Below are 15,337 nucleotides of genomic sequence, written 5' to 3'. Positions count from 1 at the left end.
GCATGCTCTTCACGGGTTCGGGACGCCACCGCCGGCAGGGTCCGGCGGAGAAGGCGGCCGAGCGGGCGATCGCGGCGGCCGGCGTGGCCGGTGTCGGCATCGCCCTGCCGCTGCTCGCCGTCGCCGGCGCACACGCCGCCCCCAGCGCGGTCTGGGACCGGGTCGCCGACTGCGAGAGCGGAGGGAACTGGAGTTCCGACGCGGGCAACGGCGGCTACGGCGGCCTGGGGATCACCGCCCAGCGCTGGAACGACTACGGCGGCACCCAGTACTCGGCGCTGCCGAACGGGGCCACCCGCAGCCAGCAGATCGCCGTCGCCGAACGCATCCTGGCCACCGAGGGCCCCTCGCCCTGGTCGGCGTGCGCGGACGACGCGGGCCTGAACACCGCCAGCGCGCCGGGCGTGGTCGACGACAACGACTCGGCGGACGAGACGGGTTCGCTGCGCGGCGCGCGCGGCGTCGCGGCGGTCAACGCCGCCCCGGACGGCAGCACCGTCCCGGACGGGAGGGGCGCGCCGGTGTTCTCCGGCCTGCCCGGCTACGACCCGGTCTCGCACGTGTACTGGTACGAGAAGAACGGCGCCTGGTTCTGGACCAGCCACCAGAGCCTGTACGAGCGCTACATGCAGCTGACGCACCCCCAGCCGCACCCGAGCGCGCCGACCACGACCACCCCGGACCCGACCGTCCCCACCCCGAACGCCCCGGACGCCCCGGCCACCCCGACCGTCCCGCCGGTCTCCCCCACCGACCCGGCCGCTCCCGGCGACCCCACCGACCCGACCGCCTCGCCCAGCCCGAGCACGCCCACCGACGGCGGCACCGGCACCAACGACGGGAACGGGGGCGGCCTGCTGCCCACCCTCCCGGTCACCCCATCGCCCGGCCCGTCCACCGGCACCGGCGACACCCCGGAGGCGTCGCCCAGCGGCGGCACCACCACCGCCCCGAGCGCGGGCAGCGGCACGACCGCGCCCACGGGCGCGTCCACCGCCCCGGCAGCCCCGACCACCTCGACGGCCCCGGCTCCGGCAGCGTCCCCATCCGCGCAGCCGTACACCGTCGGCCCCGGCGACACGCTGGCCTCGATCGCCCGCAGCAACGCCGTGGGCGGTGGCTGGTCCGAGCTCTACAGGTCGAACCAGCAGCTGATCGGCGAGAACCCGGACCTGATCCGCCCCGGCCAAGTGCTGGACCTGGGCTGACGGACGCCCGGACCAGCCGCCGTCACTTCGGGACGGCGGCCAGTCCGGTGCAGCCGCGCAGGCCGTCGCGGCGCTGCTGGGCGGCCTTCGCGACACTGCCGTTCTGCGGGACGGGCACGCCGCGGCCGTCGATGTGGGCGGGGGTGAACGTCTCGCCGGTGACGCGGCCGTCGGCGGTGACGGTGATCGTGGTGACGCCGGTCTCGTCGGAGGCGGTGTAGTTCGAGGTGCCGTACCAGAGGAAGTTGCCGAAGCCGTACGCCACGTAGGTGTTCCCGAGCATGCCCGCGCCGAGCATGGTGTGGGCGTGGGTGCCGACCACGGCGGTCGCGCCGGCGTCGGCGAGCTTCTTGGCCAGCGAGGTCTGCGCGCGGGTCGGGCAGGCCGCGCCCTCGTCGCCCCAGTGCAGGTAGACCAGGACCACGGGCGCCTGCGCCTTCGCCCCGGCCACGGCCCGCAGCAGCGCGGTCTCGTCGAGGGCGGACGCGATGCCGGGCTTGTGCGCGCCGGCCCGCCACTTCTGGTTGGTGATCTCGTCGACCTGGCTGGCCGCCAGGACGGCGATCCGCACGCCGCGCACGGTGGTCAGGTACGGGGCGTACGCCTCCTCGGCGTCCTTGCCGATGCCGATCACGGGCACCGGGGAGGCGGCCTTGGCGGCGAGGGTGTCGGCGAGGCCGTCGGGGCCGAAGTCGACGGCGTGGTTGTTGGCCTGGGAGACCACGTCGACGCCCGCGTCCTTGAGCGCGCCGAGCGCCTTGGGCGTGGTGCGGAAGGTGTAGGTCTTGGGTTCGGCCTTGCCGCGGCCGGTGATCGCGGTCTCCAGGTTGAGCACCGCCAGGTCGGCGGCGGAGAGCGTGCCGGAGATCGGGCCGAGCGCGGTGTCGGCCTTGGCGGCGCCGAGCCGGGCGGCGGTCCGCCCCTCGAAGTGGACGTCCCCGGCGAACGCCACCGTGATGCCGCTCCCCGTCCCGGCCCCCTGGCCGGGGCCCGGGCTCGCGCCGGAGGCCGTCGCGGCGGGGTCCTGCGGGGCCCCGCTCCCCGACCCGGCGGGCGCCGAACCGGTCGGCGCGGCCGATCCGGTGGCCGCGGCGGAAGCCGAACCGCCCCCGGCGGTGGGGGCGGCCCGGTCCCCGGTGGGCGACGGCCCGCCGCATCCGGCGAGGGCGCCCAGCAGCAGGACGGCGGTGGCGGTGGTGGTGGCAGCTGTGCCACCCGTGGTGCGACGCATGAACGGACCCCCCGGCAGTTCGGTGACGACGCACTGTATCCGCGCCGCTCGAACACCGGAAGACCGCAACGGCACCGCACGGTCACCGCTTCCGTCAGCCGCCCACCGCTCCAGTCGCGCCGGATGACCGGACGAACGGATGGGCGGACGAGCGGATCGGCGGGCGGCCGGTCCGGCCGTCGGCTCAGGCCAGCACGCCGGCGGCGCGCAGCAGCCAGCGGTTGGTCCGGCCGACCAGCCCGGCCCGGTCCAGCACGGAGACCACCTTCTGCGCCATCTCGACCTTGGTGGCCCGCCAGTGCGGATTGGCGCGGGCGACGGCCCGGCCGGTCTTCGGGTCGACGCCGACCGCGGCGTACAGCCGGGGGTGGATCAGCGCGGTGGTGGCGTAGTAGACGATCAGTCCGATGAACAGCTGCTCGTACCGGCGGCGGACCGGGCCGAGGCGCTTGCGGACCAGCTCCTCGCGGGCGTAGCTGATGTGCCGGGCCTCCTCGATGACGTGGATCCGGGACACCTGGCGGGTGAGCGGCTGGAGGGTGTCGTCGTTCATCACCTCGCGCTGGAAGGCGTCCAGGATCTCCTCGACGTACATGGTGCCGCCGAAGGTCTGGCTGTGGGTGGAGATCGCCTTGAACAGCCGGCCCAGATTGTGCGCGACGAATCCGGCGCCGTACGCGGGGACGCCCATCTTGGCGATCATGCGGGCGAACATGATCGAGTGCCGGCACTCGTCGGCGATCTCGGTGAGCGCGTACTGGACGTGGTTGCTGGTGGGGTCCCGGTCGAAGGCGTGGCGCAGCAGCATCTGCATGAGGATCTCCTCGAACCAGATGCCGACGCTGGCGATGGAGGCGACCTCGTGCTTGGAGAGCTCGATCCGCTCCTCGTCGGTCATCCGCTCCCAGAGGTCGGTGCCGTAGAGGGAGAGGTGGCGGGGCGGGCAGTAGTAGGCACCGGGGACGGGGTCGGCGTCCCAGTCGACGTCCTTGAGCGGGTTGAACGAGAGCTTCGCGGAGGAGGCGAGCAGGCGTTCGGCGGTGCGCTCCCGGTCGGGTGCGGTGCGGGTGGACTGGGTGGAGGCGGGCTGGGGCGGCATGCCGGCTCCTTCTCGGTGAGGGCGTGGAGGGTGGAGTGGTGGCACTGCCGCGAAGGTAGAAGTTATTAGACTTCCCGTCAATACACTGCGCGCGAAGAGCCCGGGAGAGCCGCCGACCTGACGACGCCGCGACCTGACGACCCCATCACCTGACGACCTGACGACCCGGAGAACCGCGCGCCGCCCCGACCCGGGCCGGGACCTACCAGCCCGCCGGGTCCTGCCAGGCCGCCAGCACCCGCCCGCTGACGAAGCGCCGCCGCTCCCCGCCGACCGGGTCGGTGAACTCCAGCGAGCGCGCGAGCAGCTGGAGCGGGCGCCGGTAGTCCTCCGGCGCGCCCCCGTCCAGCACCTCCGGGTAGAGCGGGTCGCCCAGGATCGGCAGCCCGAGCCCGTTCATGTGCACCCGCAGCTGGTGGGTGCGCCCGGTGCGCGGGGCGAGCCGGTAGCGGCCCAGGCCGCCGCGCGCCTCGGCCAGCTCGATCCGGCTCTCCGCGTTGGGCTCGCCGGGCTCCTCGTAGGCGTCGAGCCGCCCGCGGTCCTTGCGGAGCCGGTTGCGCACCACGGTCGGCGGCAGGGCCGCCGCGCCCTCCTCGTGGCGGGCGACGGCCTCGTACTCCTTGACCGCCTCGCGCCGTTCGAACAGGCCCTGGTAGGCGCCGCGCAGCGCGGGGTCGGCGACGAACAGCACCACGCCGGCGGTGAGCCGGTCCAGGCGGTGGGCGGGGCTGAGCCGGGGCAGGTCGAGGTCGCGGCGCAGCCGGGCGAGGGCGGTCTCGGTGGCGTGGCTGCCGCGCGGGGTGGTGGCGAGGAAGTGCGGCTTGTCGGCGACCACGATCCGTTCGTCGCGGTACAGGACCTCGACCGGGAAGGGCACCACGGGTTCGGGCGGTCCGGGTTCGCGGTGGAACCAGACGTGGCCGCCGGGCCGGTAGGGCGTGTCGGCGGTGACCGGCCCGTCCTGGCCGGCGAACTCGCTGGCCGCGAGCATGGCGGCGATCCGCCCGTCCCCGGCGGCGGCGCCGTAGCGCTCCTCCAGGTAGGCCTGGACGGTCGGCCAGGTGCCCTCGGCCGGCAGTCTGACGTGGACCGGGTCGATGCCGTCACGCTGCGGCAGCGGGCTGAGGGGGGCGGGCTTCCTACGCACCACCGTGCGCCGCCCCGGGGTCCGTCCGGCGGGTCTCCATCCGGCCCACCCTAGCGGCAGGTCACCCGTCTGGGCGCGGGCGGCCCGCCGTGCGACGATGGCAGGGCGGTACCCCCGCCCCCGAAGGGTAGGTGGCCGGATGGACGCCGAGAACCACATGGACACCGGGCAGCAGGGCACGATTTCCCGGACCCGCCCCGCCTCCCCGCTCGCGGCGGGCGGTGCGCCGGTACCGGACGGCCTGCTGGCGATCCCGGTGGCCACGGCGCTGATCGCGGCGAACGGCCGGATCCTGCACTGGAGCCCGGACGCGGAGGCGCTGCTCGGGTACCCGGCGGACCGGGCGGTGGGGCGGTTCGCGGCGGACATCCTGGTGGCCCCGGAGCGGCGCACGGAGGTGCTGGGGCTGTTCGCCCGGATCCTGGAGGGCCGCCCCTGGTCGGGGGTGTTCCCGGTGCGGCACCGGGACGGGCACCTGGTGGGGCTGGACTTCCGGACCTACCCGGTGCTCGACCGGGAGGGCTCGCCGATGGTGCTGGCGGTGGCCTCGGACGTCAGCGAGGTGCGCCGGCTGGCGGCGGACCTGGCGGTGCTGGACGGGTTCTTCACCCAGTCCCCGGTCGGCATGGCGGTGTACGACACCGAGCTGCGCTTCGTCCGCCTGAACGAGGCGCTGGCCCGGATCAACGGGCTGCCGGTGGACCGGCACCTGGGACGGCGGCTGAGCGAGCTGTTGCCGGGGATCGACGGCCGGGCGGCGGAGGCCACGATGCGCCGGGTGCTGGCCGACGGCCGGCCGGTGGTGGACGCCCGCACGCACGGCTGGACGGCGGCCGATCCGGGCCGCGAGCACGCCTGGTCGGTGTCGAGCTTCCGGCTGGAGCAGCCGGACGGCACGGTGCTGGGGGTGAGCACCACGGTCGTGGACATCACCGACCGCTTCGAGGCGGAGAGCGCCGCCGAGGCCGCCCAGCAGCGGCTGGCGCTGCTGAACGAGGCGTCCACCCGGATCGGCACCACGCTGGACCTGGCGACCACGGCCCGGGAGCTGGCCGAGACGGCCGCGCCGAGCCTGGCGGACACCGTGGTGGTGGAGGTGCTGGACGGTCTGGTGCACGGCGAGCCGGCCGCGCTGCCGGACCGGGTGGACCGGTCCGCGGTGCTGCGCCGGCTGGCGTTCCACACCGTCGCGGGCAGCGGGATGTCGCCGGTCGCCCCGGTCGGCACCGTGCAGCGGCTGCACCCGAGCACGCCGTACGCGTGGGCGCTGTCGCACGGCCGGCCGGTGCTGGTGCCGCGGACGGACGGGGCCGCGATGAGTTGGTTCACGGACGACCCTTTGCGCGGCGGGGAGATCCGGGCGCAGGGGGTGCGCTCGCTGATGGTGGTGCCGCTGATCGCCCGGGGGGCGGCGATCGGCACCGCGACGTTCTTCCGGTCCCGGACCGCGGCCCCGTACGGGCAGGCGGACCTGGCGCTGGCCAGCGAGCTGGCGGCCCGGGCGGCGGTGTCGATCGACAACGCGCTGCTGTACACCCGGGAGCGGGACGCGGCCGAGCAGCGGCAGCGGGCGCTGGAGGTCGCGGAGAGCGCCCAGCAGCGGCTGGCGCTGCTGAACGAGGCGTCCACCCGGATCGGCACCACGCTGGACCTGACGATCACCGCGCAGGAGCTGGTGGACGTGGTGATCCCGCGGTTCGCGGACTTCGTGACGGTGGACATCCGCGAGGCGGTGCTGACCGGCGAGGACCCGGAGCCGGTGCCGGAGTCCGGTGCGGTGCCGCTGCGGGCGGTCGCGGTGGGCGAGCGGGAGGACGGATCGCCGCTGACGGGGGCGGCCGACCAGATCGGGGAGACCACGCACTCGGCCAAGCTGTACGCGCAGGCGATGCGCACCGGCCGGTCGGTCCTGGTGCCGCACGTGGACGAGCCGGAGCTGCGCCGGATCGTCACCCACCCGGACCGGGTCCAGCCGGGCCTGGACGCCGGGATCCACTCGTACCTGATGGTGCCGCTGCTGGCCCGCGGCCAGGTGCTGGGCGGGGTGGAGTTCGTCCGGCTGGCCAATCCGGAGCGGTTCACCCCGGCGGACCGGGCGCTGGGCGAGGAACTGGCGGCGCGGGCGGCGGTGTGCATCGACAACGCCCGGCTGTACCGGCGCGAGCGGGACACCGCGCTGACCCTGCAGCGCAGCCTGCTGCCGCAGGACGTGCACCGCACGCCGGGGTTGGAGATAGCGCACCGCTACCTGCCCTCGACGGTGGGCGATGAGATCGGCGGCGACTGGTTCGACGTGGTGCCGCTGACCGGCGGCCGGGTGGCGCTGATCGTCGGCGACGTGATGGGGCACGGCATCCGGGCGGCCGCCACGATGGGGCAGCTGCGGACGGTGGCGCGGACGCTGGTGACGCTGGACCTCGATCCGGCGCGGGTGCTGCGGCGGCTGGACGAGGCGACCGCGCAGCTCGGCGAGGGCCAGTTCGCCACCTGCGTGTGCGCGGTGTTCGACCCGGTGGACGAGGAGTGCGTCCTGGCCTCGGCGGGTCACCTGCCGCCGGTGGTCTCGGAGCACGACGGCGAGGCCCGGCTGGTGACGCCGCCGCCGGGCGCGCCGCTGGGCGTGGGCGGGGTGCCGTTCGAGTCGGTGCGCTTCCCGCTGCGCGAGGACGGGCTGCTGGTGCTGTACACGGACGGGCTGGTGGAGCGGCGCGGGCAGGACCTGGACGAGGGCCTGGAGCTGCTGCGCGAGACGGTGACGCACCGGCAGCCGACCCTGGAGCGCGGCTGCGACGCGGTGCTGGGGGCGCTCGGGGCGACGATGGGGCAGGACGACGTGGCGGTGATCATGGCGCACGCCGGGCCGGTCGGCGCGGACCGGCTGGCGACCCTGCCGCTGTCCGGCGATCCGGCGCTGCTGCGGCACGCCCGGGAGTTCACCCGGCGGACGCTGACCGACTGGGGGCTGGCCTCGCTGGTGGAGCCGGTGGTGCTGCTGACCGGGGAGCTGCTGGCCAACGCGCTGCTGCACGCGGGTTCGCCGCTGCAGCTGCGGGTGTTCCGGGGCGCGCTGCTGACGGTGGAGGTTGCGGACGCGGACAGCCGGGAGCCGCGGCTGCGGCCGGTGGGCGAGCACGACGAGGGCGGGCGGGGCATGCTGCTGATCAACGAGTTGGCGCACCGCTGGGGCAGCCGGGCCACCCGGGACGGCAAGGTGGTCTGGTTCGAGATGGAGCTACCGGCCAGATCGTCATACTGACCCGGCGTCAACTTCCCTGGCGCGCGGTCGTGTCAACCCCGCGCACCGGCCGGTACGGCATCCGGCGGTACGGGTCTCACCCGTCGCGGCGGTGCGCTTGCCCCGGCCGGGTGACCGCTCGGCCCGCGGGGTACGGCGCGGGCCCGCGGATGCCGATGATCGTCGCGTCCGGCCCCGAAACCGCGCGACGCCCCGGCGTTCAGCGCCGAACCTGGAGAAACCCGATGCGTTCCAGCCTCGCCAAGGTCACCACCGCCGCCTTCCTCACCGGGCTCGCCCTGCTCGGCGGAGCGGGCACCGCCTCCGCTCACGCGCACCACCATCACCACCAGGACGCCCACCCGCACGGGGCGCTGGCCGTCGGCGGCGACGCGGCGGCCCAGCGCGGCGACGCGGGCGCGGTCGGCGGCGACGCCTGGGCCGAGGACGGCGACGCGCTGGCCGTCGGCGGCGACGCGGGCGCGCTGGGCGGCAGCGCCGGTGCCGTCGGCGGGGACGCCTGGGCCGAGGGCGGCGACGCGGGCGCGGTCGGCGGCGACGCCGAGGCGCTGTGCGGTTCCGCGCTGGCCGTCGGCGGCGACGCCCTGGCGCAGGGCGGCGACGCCCTCGCGGTGGGCGGGGACGCGTTCTCCTCGAACTGACGCCCCGGCAGTACCCCTCGCGGCCGGGCGGTGTCCTCGCGGACCCGCCCGGCCGCCGTGCTGCCGCCGCCGGGCCGCTACGGGAGCGGGGTGACGTACGCGCCGGAGATGCCGCCGTCCACCAGGAAGGTGCTGGCGGTCATGAAGGAGGAGTCGTCGCTGGCCAGGAAGGCCACCGCGGCGGCGATCTCCTCGGGTTCGGCGAACCGGCCGAGCGGGATGTGCACCAGCCGGCGGGCGGCGCGCTCCGGGTCCTTGGCGAACAGCTCCCGCAGCAGCGGGGTGTTGACCGGGCCGGGGCACAGCGCGTTGACCCGGATGCCCTCGCGGGCGAACTCCACGCCCAGCTCGCGGCTCATCGCCAGCACGCCGCCCTTGGAGGCGCTGTAGGAGATCTGCGAGGTGGCGGCGCCCATCACCGCCACGAAGGACGCGGTGTTGATGATCGAGCCCCTGCCCTGCCGCCGCATGTGGCCGATCGCGTACTTGCAGCACAGGTACACCGAGGTCAGGTTGACGTCCTGGACGCGCTTCCACGCGTCGAGGCCGGTGACCAGGATGGAGTCGTCGTCCGGCGGGGAGATGCCCGCGTTGTTGAACGCCACGTCCAGGCTGCCGTAGTGCTCGGCGGCGGTGTCGAACAGGGCGCGGACCTGCTCCTCGTCGGTCACGTCGGTGCGCACGAACAGGCCGCCGGCCTCGTTGGCGGCCTTGGCGCCGCTCTCCTCGTCGATGTCTGCGCACACCACCTTCGCCCCCTCGGCGGCGAAGCGGCGCACCGTGGCCAGGCCGATGCCGCTGCCCGCGCCGGTGACGACCGCCACCCGGCCGTCAAGTCGCTTGCTCATGTCGCTCATTCCTCCGTGGCGATGAAGACGTTCTTGGTCTCGGTGAAGGCGTGCAGGGCGTCCGGTCCGAGCTCGCGGCCCAAACCGGACTGCTTGTAGCCGCCGAACGGCGTCCAGTAGCGCACCGAGGAGTGCGAGTTGACGGACAGGTTGCCCGCCTCCACGGCCCGGGCGACGCGCAGGGCCCGGCCCACGTCGCGCGTCCAGATCGACCCGGACAGGCCGTACTCGGTGGCGTTGGCGATCCGCACCGCGTCGCTCTCGCCGCGGAACGGGACCACGGCGGCGACCGGGCCGAACACCTCCTCGGTGAACGCCCGGTGGTCGGGGGCGATCGGTGCCAGCACCGTCGGCGGGTACCAGAAGCCGGGCCCCTCGGGCGCGCTGCCGCGGAACGCCACCTCGGTGTCGCCGTCCACGTAGGAGGCGACCCGCCGTCGGTGCGCGGCCGAGATCAGCGGCCCCATCTCGGTCTTCTCGTCCGCCGGGTCGCCGACCCGGACGCCCCGGACGGCGCGCTCCAGGCACTCCATGAACTCCTCATACACACTCGCCTCGACCAGGATCCGGGAGCGCGCGCAGCAGTCCTGCCCGGCGTTGTCGAAGACGGCGTAGGGGGCGGTGGCGGCGGCCCTGTCCAGGTCGGCGTCGGCGAAGACGATGTTGGCGCTCTTGCCGCCGAGTTCGAGCGTGACGGGTTTGACCTGGGCGGCGCAGCCCGCCAGCACGGACCTTCCGACGGCGGTGGAGCCGGTGAACACCACCTTGCGGACGTCCGGGTGGGTGACGAAGCGCTGCCCGACCACCGGGCCGCGGCCGGGCAGTACCTGGAGCACGCCCTCGGGCAGGCCCGCGCGCAGGGCGAGTTCGGCCAGGCGCAGCGCGGTGAGCGGGGTGGGTTCGGCGGGTTTGACGATGACGGTGTTGCCCGCGGCCAGCGCGGGGGCCAGCGCCCAGGTGGCGATCGGCAGCGGGAAGTTCCACGGGACGATCACGCCGACCACGCCGAGCGGCTCGTGGAAGGTGACGTCGAGGCCGCCGGCGACCGGGATCTGCCGGCCGAACAGCCGCTCGGGGGCGCCCGCGTAGTACTCGATGACGTCGCGCGCGTTGCCCGCCTCCCAGCGGGCGTTACCGATGGTGTGGCCGGCGTTGGCGACCTCCAGGGCGGCCAGTCGCTCGCGGTCGGCGTCCACCTCGGCGGCGAAGCGGCGCAGCAGCCGGGCCCGGTCGCCCGGGGCCACGTTCCGCCAGCTCTCGAACGCCGCCCGGGCGCGGGCGACCGCGGCGTCGACGGCGGCCGGGCCGGCCAGTTCGACGGTGGCGATCACCTCCTCGGTGGCGGGGTTGACCACCTGGTACGGCTCGGACTCCTCGGTCACCTGCTCCTCCTCGCTCCGCTCTCGCTCTCGTGCCCGCGCCCGTGCTCGTGCCGCCGCCGCTTCACAGCCGCTCGAAGCCGCGGCGGCGCTCCCAGTCGGTCACCGCGGCGTCGTACGCGGCGAGCTCGACCCGCCCGGCGTGGGCGTAGTGCCGGACCACGTCCTTGCCGAACGCCTCGGTGGCGGCCTCGCTGCGCTCGAACCGGTCGATCGCCTCGCGCAGCGTCCCGGGCACCCTGGGCGCGTCGGAGGCGTACGCGTTGCCGGTGAACTCGGCCTCCAGCGGCAGCTGGTGCTCCACCCCGTGCAGCCCGGCGGCGATCAGCGCGGCCACCGCCAGGTAGGGGTTGACGTCGCCGCCGGGCACCCGGTTCTCGAACCGCAGCGAGGACCCGTGCCCGACCACCCGCAGCGCGCACGTCCGGTTGTCGCGGCCCCAGGCGATCGCGGTGGGGGCGAAGCTGCCCGGCACGTAGCGCTTGTAGGAGTTGACGGTCGGGGCGAGCAGCAGCGCGAAGCCGTCGAGGCAGGCGAGCTGCCCGGCCAGGAAGTGCTCCATCGTCCGGGAGAAGCCGTGCGCGCCCTCGCCGGGGAACACCGGGTGACCCCGCTCGTCGCGCAGGCTCAGGTGCACGTGGCAGGAGTTGCCCTCGCGCTGGTCGTACTTGGCCATGAAGGTGAGGCTGACGCTCTCCTGGGCGGCGATCTCCTTCGCGCCGGTCTTGTAGACGGCGTGGTCGTCGCAGGTGGTGAGCGCGTCCGCGTAGTGGAAGGCGATCTCGTGCTGCCCGAGGTTGCACTCGCCCTTCGCGGACTCCACCGTCAGCCCGGCCCCGGTCATGCCGGTGCGCAGGCGGCGCAGCAGCGGTTCGATCCGGGCGGTGCCGAGGATCGAGTAGTCGACGTTGTACTGGTTGACGGGCGTGAGATCCTGGTAGTGCTTCTCCCAGGCCCGCTCGTAGCTGTCCCGGAACACCAGGAACTCCAGCTCGGTGCCCACGTACGCGCCCCAGCCGTAGCCGGCCAGCCGCTCCAGTTGGCGGCGCAGCACCTGGCGGGGCGAGACCGCGACCGGGGTGCCGTCGTGGTGGGCGAGGTCGCACTGGACCATCGCGGTGGCCGGGTGCCAGGGCACCATCCGCAGGGTGGCCGGGTCGGGGGCGAAGACCAGGTCTCCGTAGCCGCTCTCCCAGGAGGAGACGGTGTAGCCGTCGACGGTGTTCATCTCCACGTCCACCGCCAGCAGGTAGCCACAGCCCTCGGCACCACCGGCCAGCACCTCGGCGAGGAAGTACCCGGCGTCCAGGCGTTTGCCCTGCAGCCGGCCCTGCATGTCGGTGACGGCCAGCACGACCGTCTCCACCTCGCCCGCGGCCACCAGCTCGCGCAGCCGCTCCACCGTGAGCCGTCCCTCGACCATCCGCCCACCACCTCCGCCACCCGGCCCGCCGCACGCGAACCGGTCCGCCACGACGACGATGATCCCGCTCCGGACCCGAGCGCACCAGGGGCCGCGCGGGTGCCACCGAATCCTGATGGACCGTCAGAAAATTACCCTTGTATATGAACTGATTGATCATCAGTCCTCTTTCTCGCTGTTTCCGCTCCCCCACCGGGTGCGCTCGGACCGAAATGCGATTGCCCCCGACGGCCGGACCTGCTTCGGTGACGCCTGCCCGCCCGTCCCGCCCTCCCTGGAGCCCACAAACCGTGACCTTCCGCCTGACCGCCCTCGCCGATCCCGCCGCCGGCCCGTCCTCGCACCGCCTCGCCTGGCTGGCCTCCGCCCCGGACGGCACCCCGCTCGGCAGCGCCTTCCTACGGCTGTTCGACTCCCCCGGCCAGGCCCACCTCTGCGAACTCGCCCTGGACGTCCACCCCGCCGAGCGGCGGCGCGGGGCCGGCTCGGCGCTGCTCGAAGCCGCGGCGACCACGGCCCGGGAGGACGGCCGCCGCACCCTGCTCGCCCAGGCCGTCGAGGGCTCCCCGGGCGACGCGTTCCTCTGCGCCCGGGGCTTCGAACGGGCGCTCGTCCTCGAGTACGCCCGACTGGACCTGACCCCGGCCGACACCGGCACCACAGCCGACGCCACCGAGGCCGGCGGGATGGCGGGCCCCCGACTGCCGCCCGGGTACCGGCTGGTGTCCTGGCTCGGCAGCTGCCCCGAGGAGTGGCTGTCCGCTTTCACCCGGGCCCGCACCGCCATGGACGACATGCCGATGGGCGACACCGACTTCGGCGTGGTCGCGTGGGACGAGGCCCGGGTGCTGGCCGCGGCGCGGGCCGTCGCCGACCGGGGCGAACTGCTGCACACCGCCGCCGTGCTGGAGACCGCCACCGGTGACCTGGTCGGGTTCAGCGAGCTGGTGCTGCCCGCCGACCGGTCCGGCGACGGCCAGCACTACGGCACCGCCGTCCAACCCGCCCACCGCAGGCGCGGCCTGGCCCGGGCGATGAAAGCGGAGGCGATCCGCTGGGTGCGGGCCGAACACCCCGGGATCACCGGCCTGCGCACCGACACCGCCGATCACAACACCGGCATGCTGGCGGTCAACCACGCCCTGGGCTACCGCAGCACCCACCGCTCCGTCGAGTTCCGCCTCCCGCTGTGATCCCGCACCGGCCGCCGCTTGCACGCCTCCCCTCAAGAGCCGTGCTCCACCGCCCGATCGCGCCGCGTCGTCCGACGGCTGATCGGTGTCCGGGTGCTCCGCGGGCCGGTCAGCCCGACCGTGCAGGTGCACCTGCCGGCGCGGACCGCCCTCGGCCGGTCTCGCCCTGTCCGGCCGCATGCCCCAACGGAGGCAGCGGAGCAGCAGTGCCCGCACCACCGCCGCCCACCGGGCCCGGTCCGTCGCCGCGTTCCGCGTATCCATGCGTTCCCTCCCTCTCCCCCTTCCGGGGGTGCCGTACCGGCCCTCGGGCCGGTACCCCCCGGTAATCCGTTTGTCTCCCGGCAACCGCGCTGCGAGGCTGCCTGTCATGTCCGTTCATGAACCACCGGCCGACCTCGCCGCCTTCTTCACCGACGGCCGGCTGGTCTCGGTCCCGCGCCGACCGGCCCGCCGCGCCGCCCTGCTCGAACACCTGGTGCGCACCCTCTTCGACCCCGAGCGCCCGTACCGCGAGCAGGAGGTCAACGAGGCGCTGCTCACCGTCCACCCCGACACCGCCATGCTGCGGCGCTACCTGATCGAGGCCCGGCTGCTGACCCGCACCCGGGACGGGTCGAGCTACCGGCGGACCGTCGCCGCCGACCGGGACGCCCCGACCGGACCGGCCGCCCCGACCGCCCCGGTGGACGCTCAGCCGCCCGCCGCGTAGCTCCAGAACTCGCGCATCAGCGGCGGCGCGGTGGGCCCCGTCATCTCCCGCTGGGTGAGCAGCACCGTCACCAGACCCGTCCGCCGCACCAGGTGGGCGGCGGTGCCGGTGCCGCCGACCCAGCCGTAGCGGCCCGGGGTGTTCCACGGCTCGCGGCGGACCACGTCCACCGAGCCGCCGTAGCCCCAGCCCTGCCCTTCCAGGAACAGCTCGCTGTCGACCCGTTGGCGTTCCGACAGGTGGTTGGTGCTCATCAGCCGGACCGCACCCAGCGAGAGCACCCGCCGCCCGTCCTCGGCGCGACCGCCGGCGCGCAGCATCCGCAGGAACGTGAACAGGTCGTCGAGCGTGGACACCAGGCCGCCGGCCCCGGACGGGAACGGGGGCGGGGTGCTCCACTGGCCGTCCGGTGGGTCCGCCACCTCCAGGGTGCCGTCCGCACCCGGGCGGTACAGCGGGGTCAGCCGACCGGGTGGCGCGTGGAAGGCCGTGTCGGGCATGCCCAGCGGCTCGAACAGCCGCTCCGTCAGCACCTGGTCGAGCGGCTGCCGGGCCGCCCGGGCGATCAGGACGCCCTGGATGTCGGAGCAGGTGTTGTACAACCACGCCTCGCCCGGCTGGTGGAGCATCGGGATGCCCGCCAGGGCGGACGTCCACTCCTCGGGTGGTGCCACCTGCTGCGGCTGTGGCGGACCCTGCGCCAGCTCCGCGAACAGCGGGGCCAGCGCGGGGAGGCTGAAGTCCGCCGCGAAGCCGTAGCCGGCCCGCGACTCCATGACGTCCCGCACCGTGACGGGCCGGTACGCCGGGACGGTGTCCGTCACCGGGGCGTGCGGCGTCCGCACCACCCGGAGGTCTGCCAGCTCCGGCAGCCAGCGCTCGACCGGATCGTCCAGGGCGAGCGCCCCGTCGTCGACCAGCTGGAGCAGCGCCGCGGCCGTGACGGGCTTGCCGACCGAGGCGATCCGTACCGGCGTCTCCCTGGTCAACTCGCCCGCGGCGGCCGCCTCGACCTGCCCCTCGCGGGCGACCAGGGCGACCGCTCCCGGCACCGTCCCGTCCGCGACCCGGCGATCCAGCAGCGCCTGCAGGCCGCCCGCACCGCGCGGCTCGTCCGTCGTGCGCGTCCCGTTCATCCCGTTCGTCCCGTTCGTCTCACGCATCGTGTTCCCCTTTCGACGCCGGTGCCTGATCCGCACC

12 protein-coding genes are annotated in these 15,337 nt (G+C 74.8%); 5 read left to right on the top strand and 7 right to left on the bottom strand.

Translation table 11 applies throughout. The features are described from left to right. The first annotated feature begins 2 nt into the window (after window positions 1-2). On the top strand, window positions 3-1,208 hold the full coding sequence (locus tag K353_RS23715) for a transglycosylase family protein (RefSeq protein WP_111555567.1): 1,206 nt from the start codon (window positions 3-5) through the stop codon (window positions 1,206-1,208). A 22-nt stretch (window positions 1,209-1,230) separates the two neighbouring features. Here the strand turns inward: K353_RS23715 and K353_RS23710 are convergent, their stop codons facing one another. The 3 genes from K353_RS23710 to K353_RS23700 form a co-directional block, all read right to left on the bottom strand. Beyond that, window positions 1,231-2,439: a CapA family protein gene (locus K353_RS23710; RefSeq protein WP_111555566.1), complete on the bottom strand. Its 1,209-nt coding sequence runs from the start codon at window positions 2,437-2,439 to the stop codon at window positions 1,231-1,233. 184 nt (window positions 2,440-2,623) lie between these two features. Continuing rightward, window positions 2,624-3,538 carry a diiron oxygenase gene (locus K353_RS23705; protein ID WP_111555565.1) on the bottom strand — a complete coding sequence of 305 codons (915 nt, stop codon included), beginning with the start codon at window positions 3,536-3,538 and terminating at the stop codon, window positions 2,624-2,626. A 202-nt stretch (window positions 3,539-3,740) separates the two neighbouring features. Beyond that, window positions 3,741-4,688 carry a pseudouridine synthase gene (locus tag K353_RS23700; protein ID WP_233533782.1) on the bottom strand — a complete coding sequence of 316 codons (948 nt, stop codon included), beginning with the start codon at window positions 4,686-4,688 and terminating at the stop codon, window positions 3,741-3,743. A gap of 136 nt (window positions 4,689-4,824) precedes the next feature. On the opposite strand from K353_RS23700, the gene K353_RS23695 reads away from it, so the two are divergent. Continuing rightward, window positions 4,825-7,941 (top strand): SpoIIE family protein phosphatase, encoded by a 3,117-nt coding sequence (locus tag K353_RS23695; RefSeq protein ID WP_233533781.1) that lies wholly within the window; start codon window positions 4,825-4,827, stop codon window positions 7,939-7,941. A gap of 224 nt (window positions 7,942-8,165) precedes the next feature. Further along, window positions 8,166-8,582, top strand: coding sequence for a hypothetical protein (locus tag K353_RS23690; RefSeq protein ID WP_111555563.1), 417 nt, complete (start codon window positions 8,166-8,168; stop codon window positions 8,580-8,582). A 77-nt stretch (window positions 8,583-8,659) separates the two neighbouring features. Here K353_RS23690 and K353_RS23685 read toward each other — a convergent pair whose 3' ends face one another. The 3 genes from K353_RS23685 to K353_RS23675 form a co-directional block, all read right to left on the bottom strand. Then, window positions 8,660-9,439 carry a 3-oxoacyl-ACP reductase gene (locus K353_RS23685; protein WP_111555562.1) on the bottom strand — a complete coding sequence of 260 codons (780 nt, stop codon included), beginning with the start codon at window positions 9,437-9,439 and terminating at the stop codon, window positions 8,660-8,662. Further along, window positions 9,436-10,812 (bottom strand): aldehyde dehydrogenase, encoded by a 1,377-nt coding sequence (locus tag K353_RS23680; protein ID WP_111555561.1) that lies wholly within the window; start codon window positions 10,810-10,812, stop codon window positions 9,436-9,438. Before K353_RS23680 ends, K353_RS23685 begins: the two co-directional genes overlap by 4 nt. Window positions 10,813-10,873: 61 nt before the next feature. After that, a complete protein-coding gene (locus K353_RS23675) occupies window positions 10,874-12,232 on the bottom strand; it encodes a glutamine synthetase family protein (RefSeq protein WP_111555560.1) in 1,359 nt (452 codons plus the stop codon). A 290-nt stretch (window positions 12,233-12,522) separates the two neighbouring features. Between K353_RS23675 and K353_RS23670 the strand changes: the two genes are divergently transcribed. Continuing rightward, complete coding sequence (locus K353_RS23670) at window positions 12,523-13,425, top strand: GNAT family N-acetyltransferase (RefSeq protein WP_111555559.1); 903 nt, start codon at window positions 12,523-12,525, stop codon at window positions 13,423-13,425. A gap of 370 nt (window positions 13,426-13,795) precedes the next feature. After that, window positions 13,796-14,137: a DUF2087 domain-containing protein gene (locus tag K353_RS23665; RefSeq protein ID WP_111555558.1), complete on the top strand. Its 342-nt coding sequence runs from the start codon at window positions 13,796-13,798 to the stop codon at window positions 14,135-14,137. Here K353_RS23665 and K353_RS23660 read toward each other — a convergent pair. Continuing rightward, a complete protein-coding gene (locus K353_RS23660; RefSeq protein WP_111555557.1) occupies window positions 14,119-15,273 on the bottom strand; it encodes a serine hydrolase in 1,155 nt (384 codons plus the stop codon). The two genes, K353_RS23665 and K353_RS23660, sit on opposite strands and share 19 nt — an antisense overlap. Window positions 15,274-15,337 lie beyond the last annotated feature (64 nt).

The organism is Kitasatospora sp. SolWspMP-SS2h, assembly GCF_003259315.1.
Taxonomy (GTDB): Bacteria; Actinomycetota; Actinomycetes; order Streptomycetales; family Streptomycetaceae; genus Kitasatospora; species Kitasatospora fiedleri.
This window is presented reverse-complemented; position numbering and strand designations above follow the sequence as displayed.

What these genes read in the sequence shown, in the direction of transcription:
- K353_RS23715 (WP_111555567.1), top strand. Translation starts at nt 3, where the DNA reads ATGCTCTTCACGGGTTCGGGACGCCACCGCCGGCAGGGTCCGGCGGAG.
- K353_RS23710 (WP_111555566.1), bottom strand. Translation starts at nt 2,439, where the DNA reads ATGCGTCGCACCACGGGTGGCACAGCTGCCACCACCACCGCCACCGCC.
- K353_RS23705 (WP_111555565.1), bottom strand. Translation starts at nt 3,538, where the DNA reads ATGCCGCCCCAGCCCGCCTCCACCCAGTCCACCCGCACCGCACCCGAC.
- K353_RS23695 (WP_233533781.1), top strand. Translation starts at nt 4,825, where the DNA reads ATGGACGCCGAGAACCACATGGACACCGGGCAGCAGGGCACGATTTCC.
- K353_RS23690 (WP_111555563.1), top strand. Translation starts at nt 8,166, where the DNA reads ATGCGTTCCAGCCTCGCCAAGGTCACCACCGCCGCCTTCCTCACCGGG.
- K353_RS23685 (WP_111555562.1), bottom strand. Translation starts at nt 9,439, where the DNA reads ATGAGCGACATGAGCAAGCGACTTGACGGCCGGGTGGCGGTCGTCACC.
- K353_RS23675 (WP_111555560.1), bottom strand. Translation starts at nt 12,232, where the DNA reads ATGGTCGAGGGACGGCTCACGGTGGAGCGGCTGCGCGAGCTGGTGGCC.
- K353_RS23665 (WP_111555558.1), top strand. Translation starts at nt 13,796, where the DNA reads ATGTCCGTTCATGAACCACCGGCCGACCTCGCCGCCTTCTTCACCGAC.
- K353_RS23660 (WP_111555557.1), bottom strand. Translation starts at nt 15,273, where the DNA reads ATGAACGGGACGCGCACGACGGACGAGCCGCGCGGTGCGGGCGGCCTG.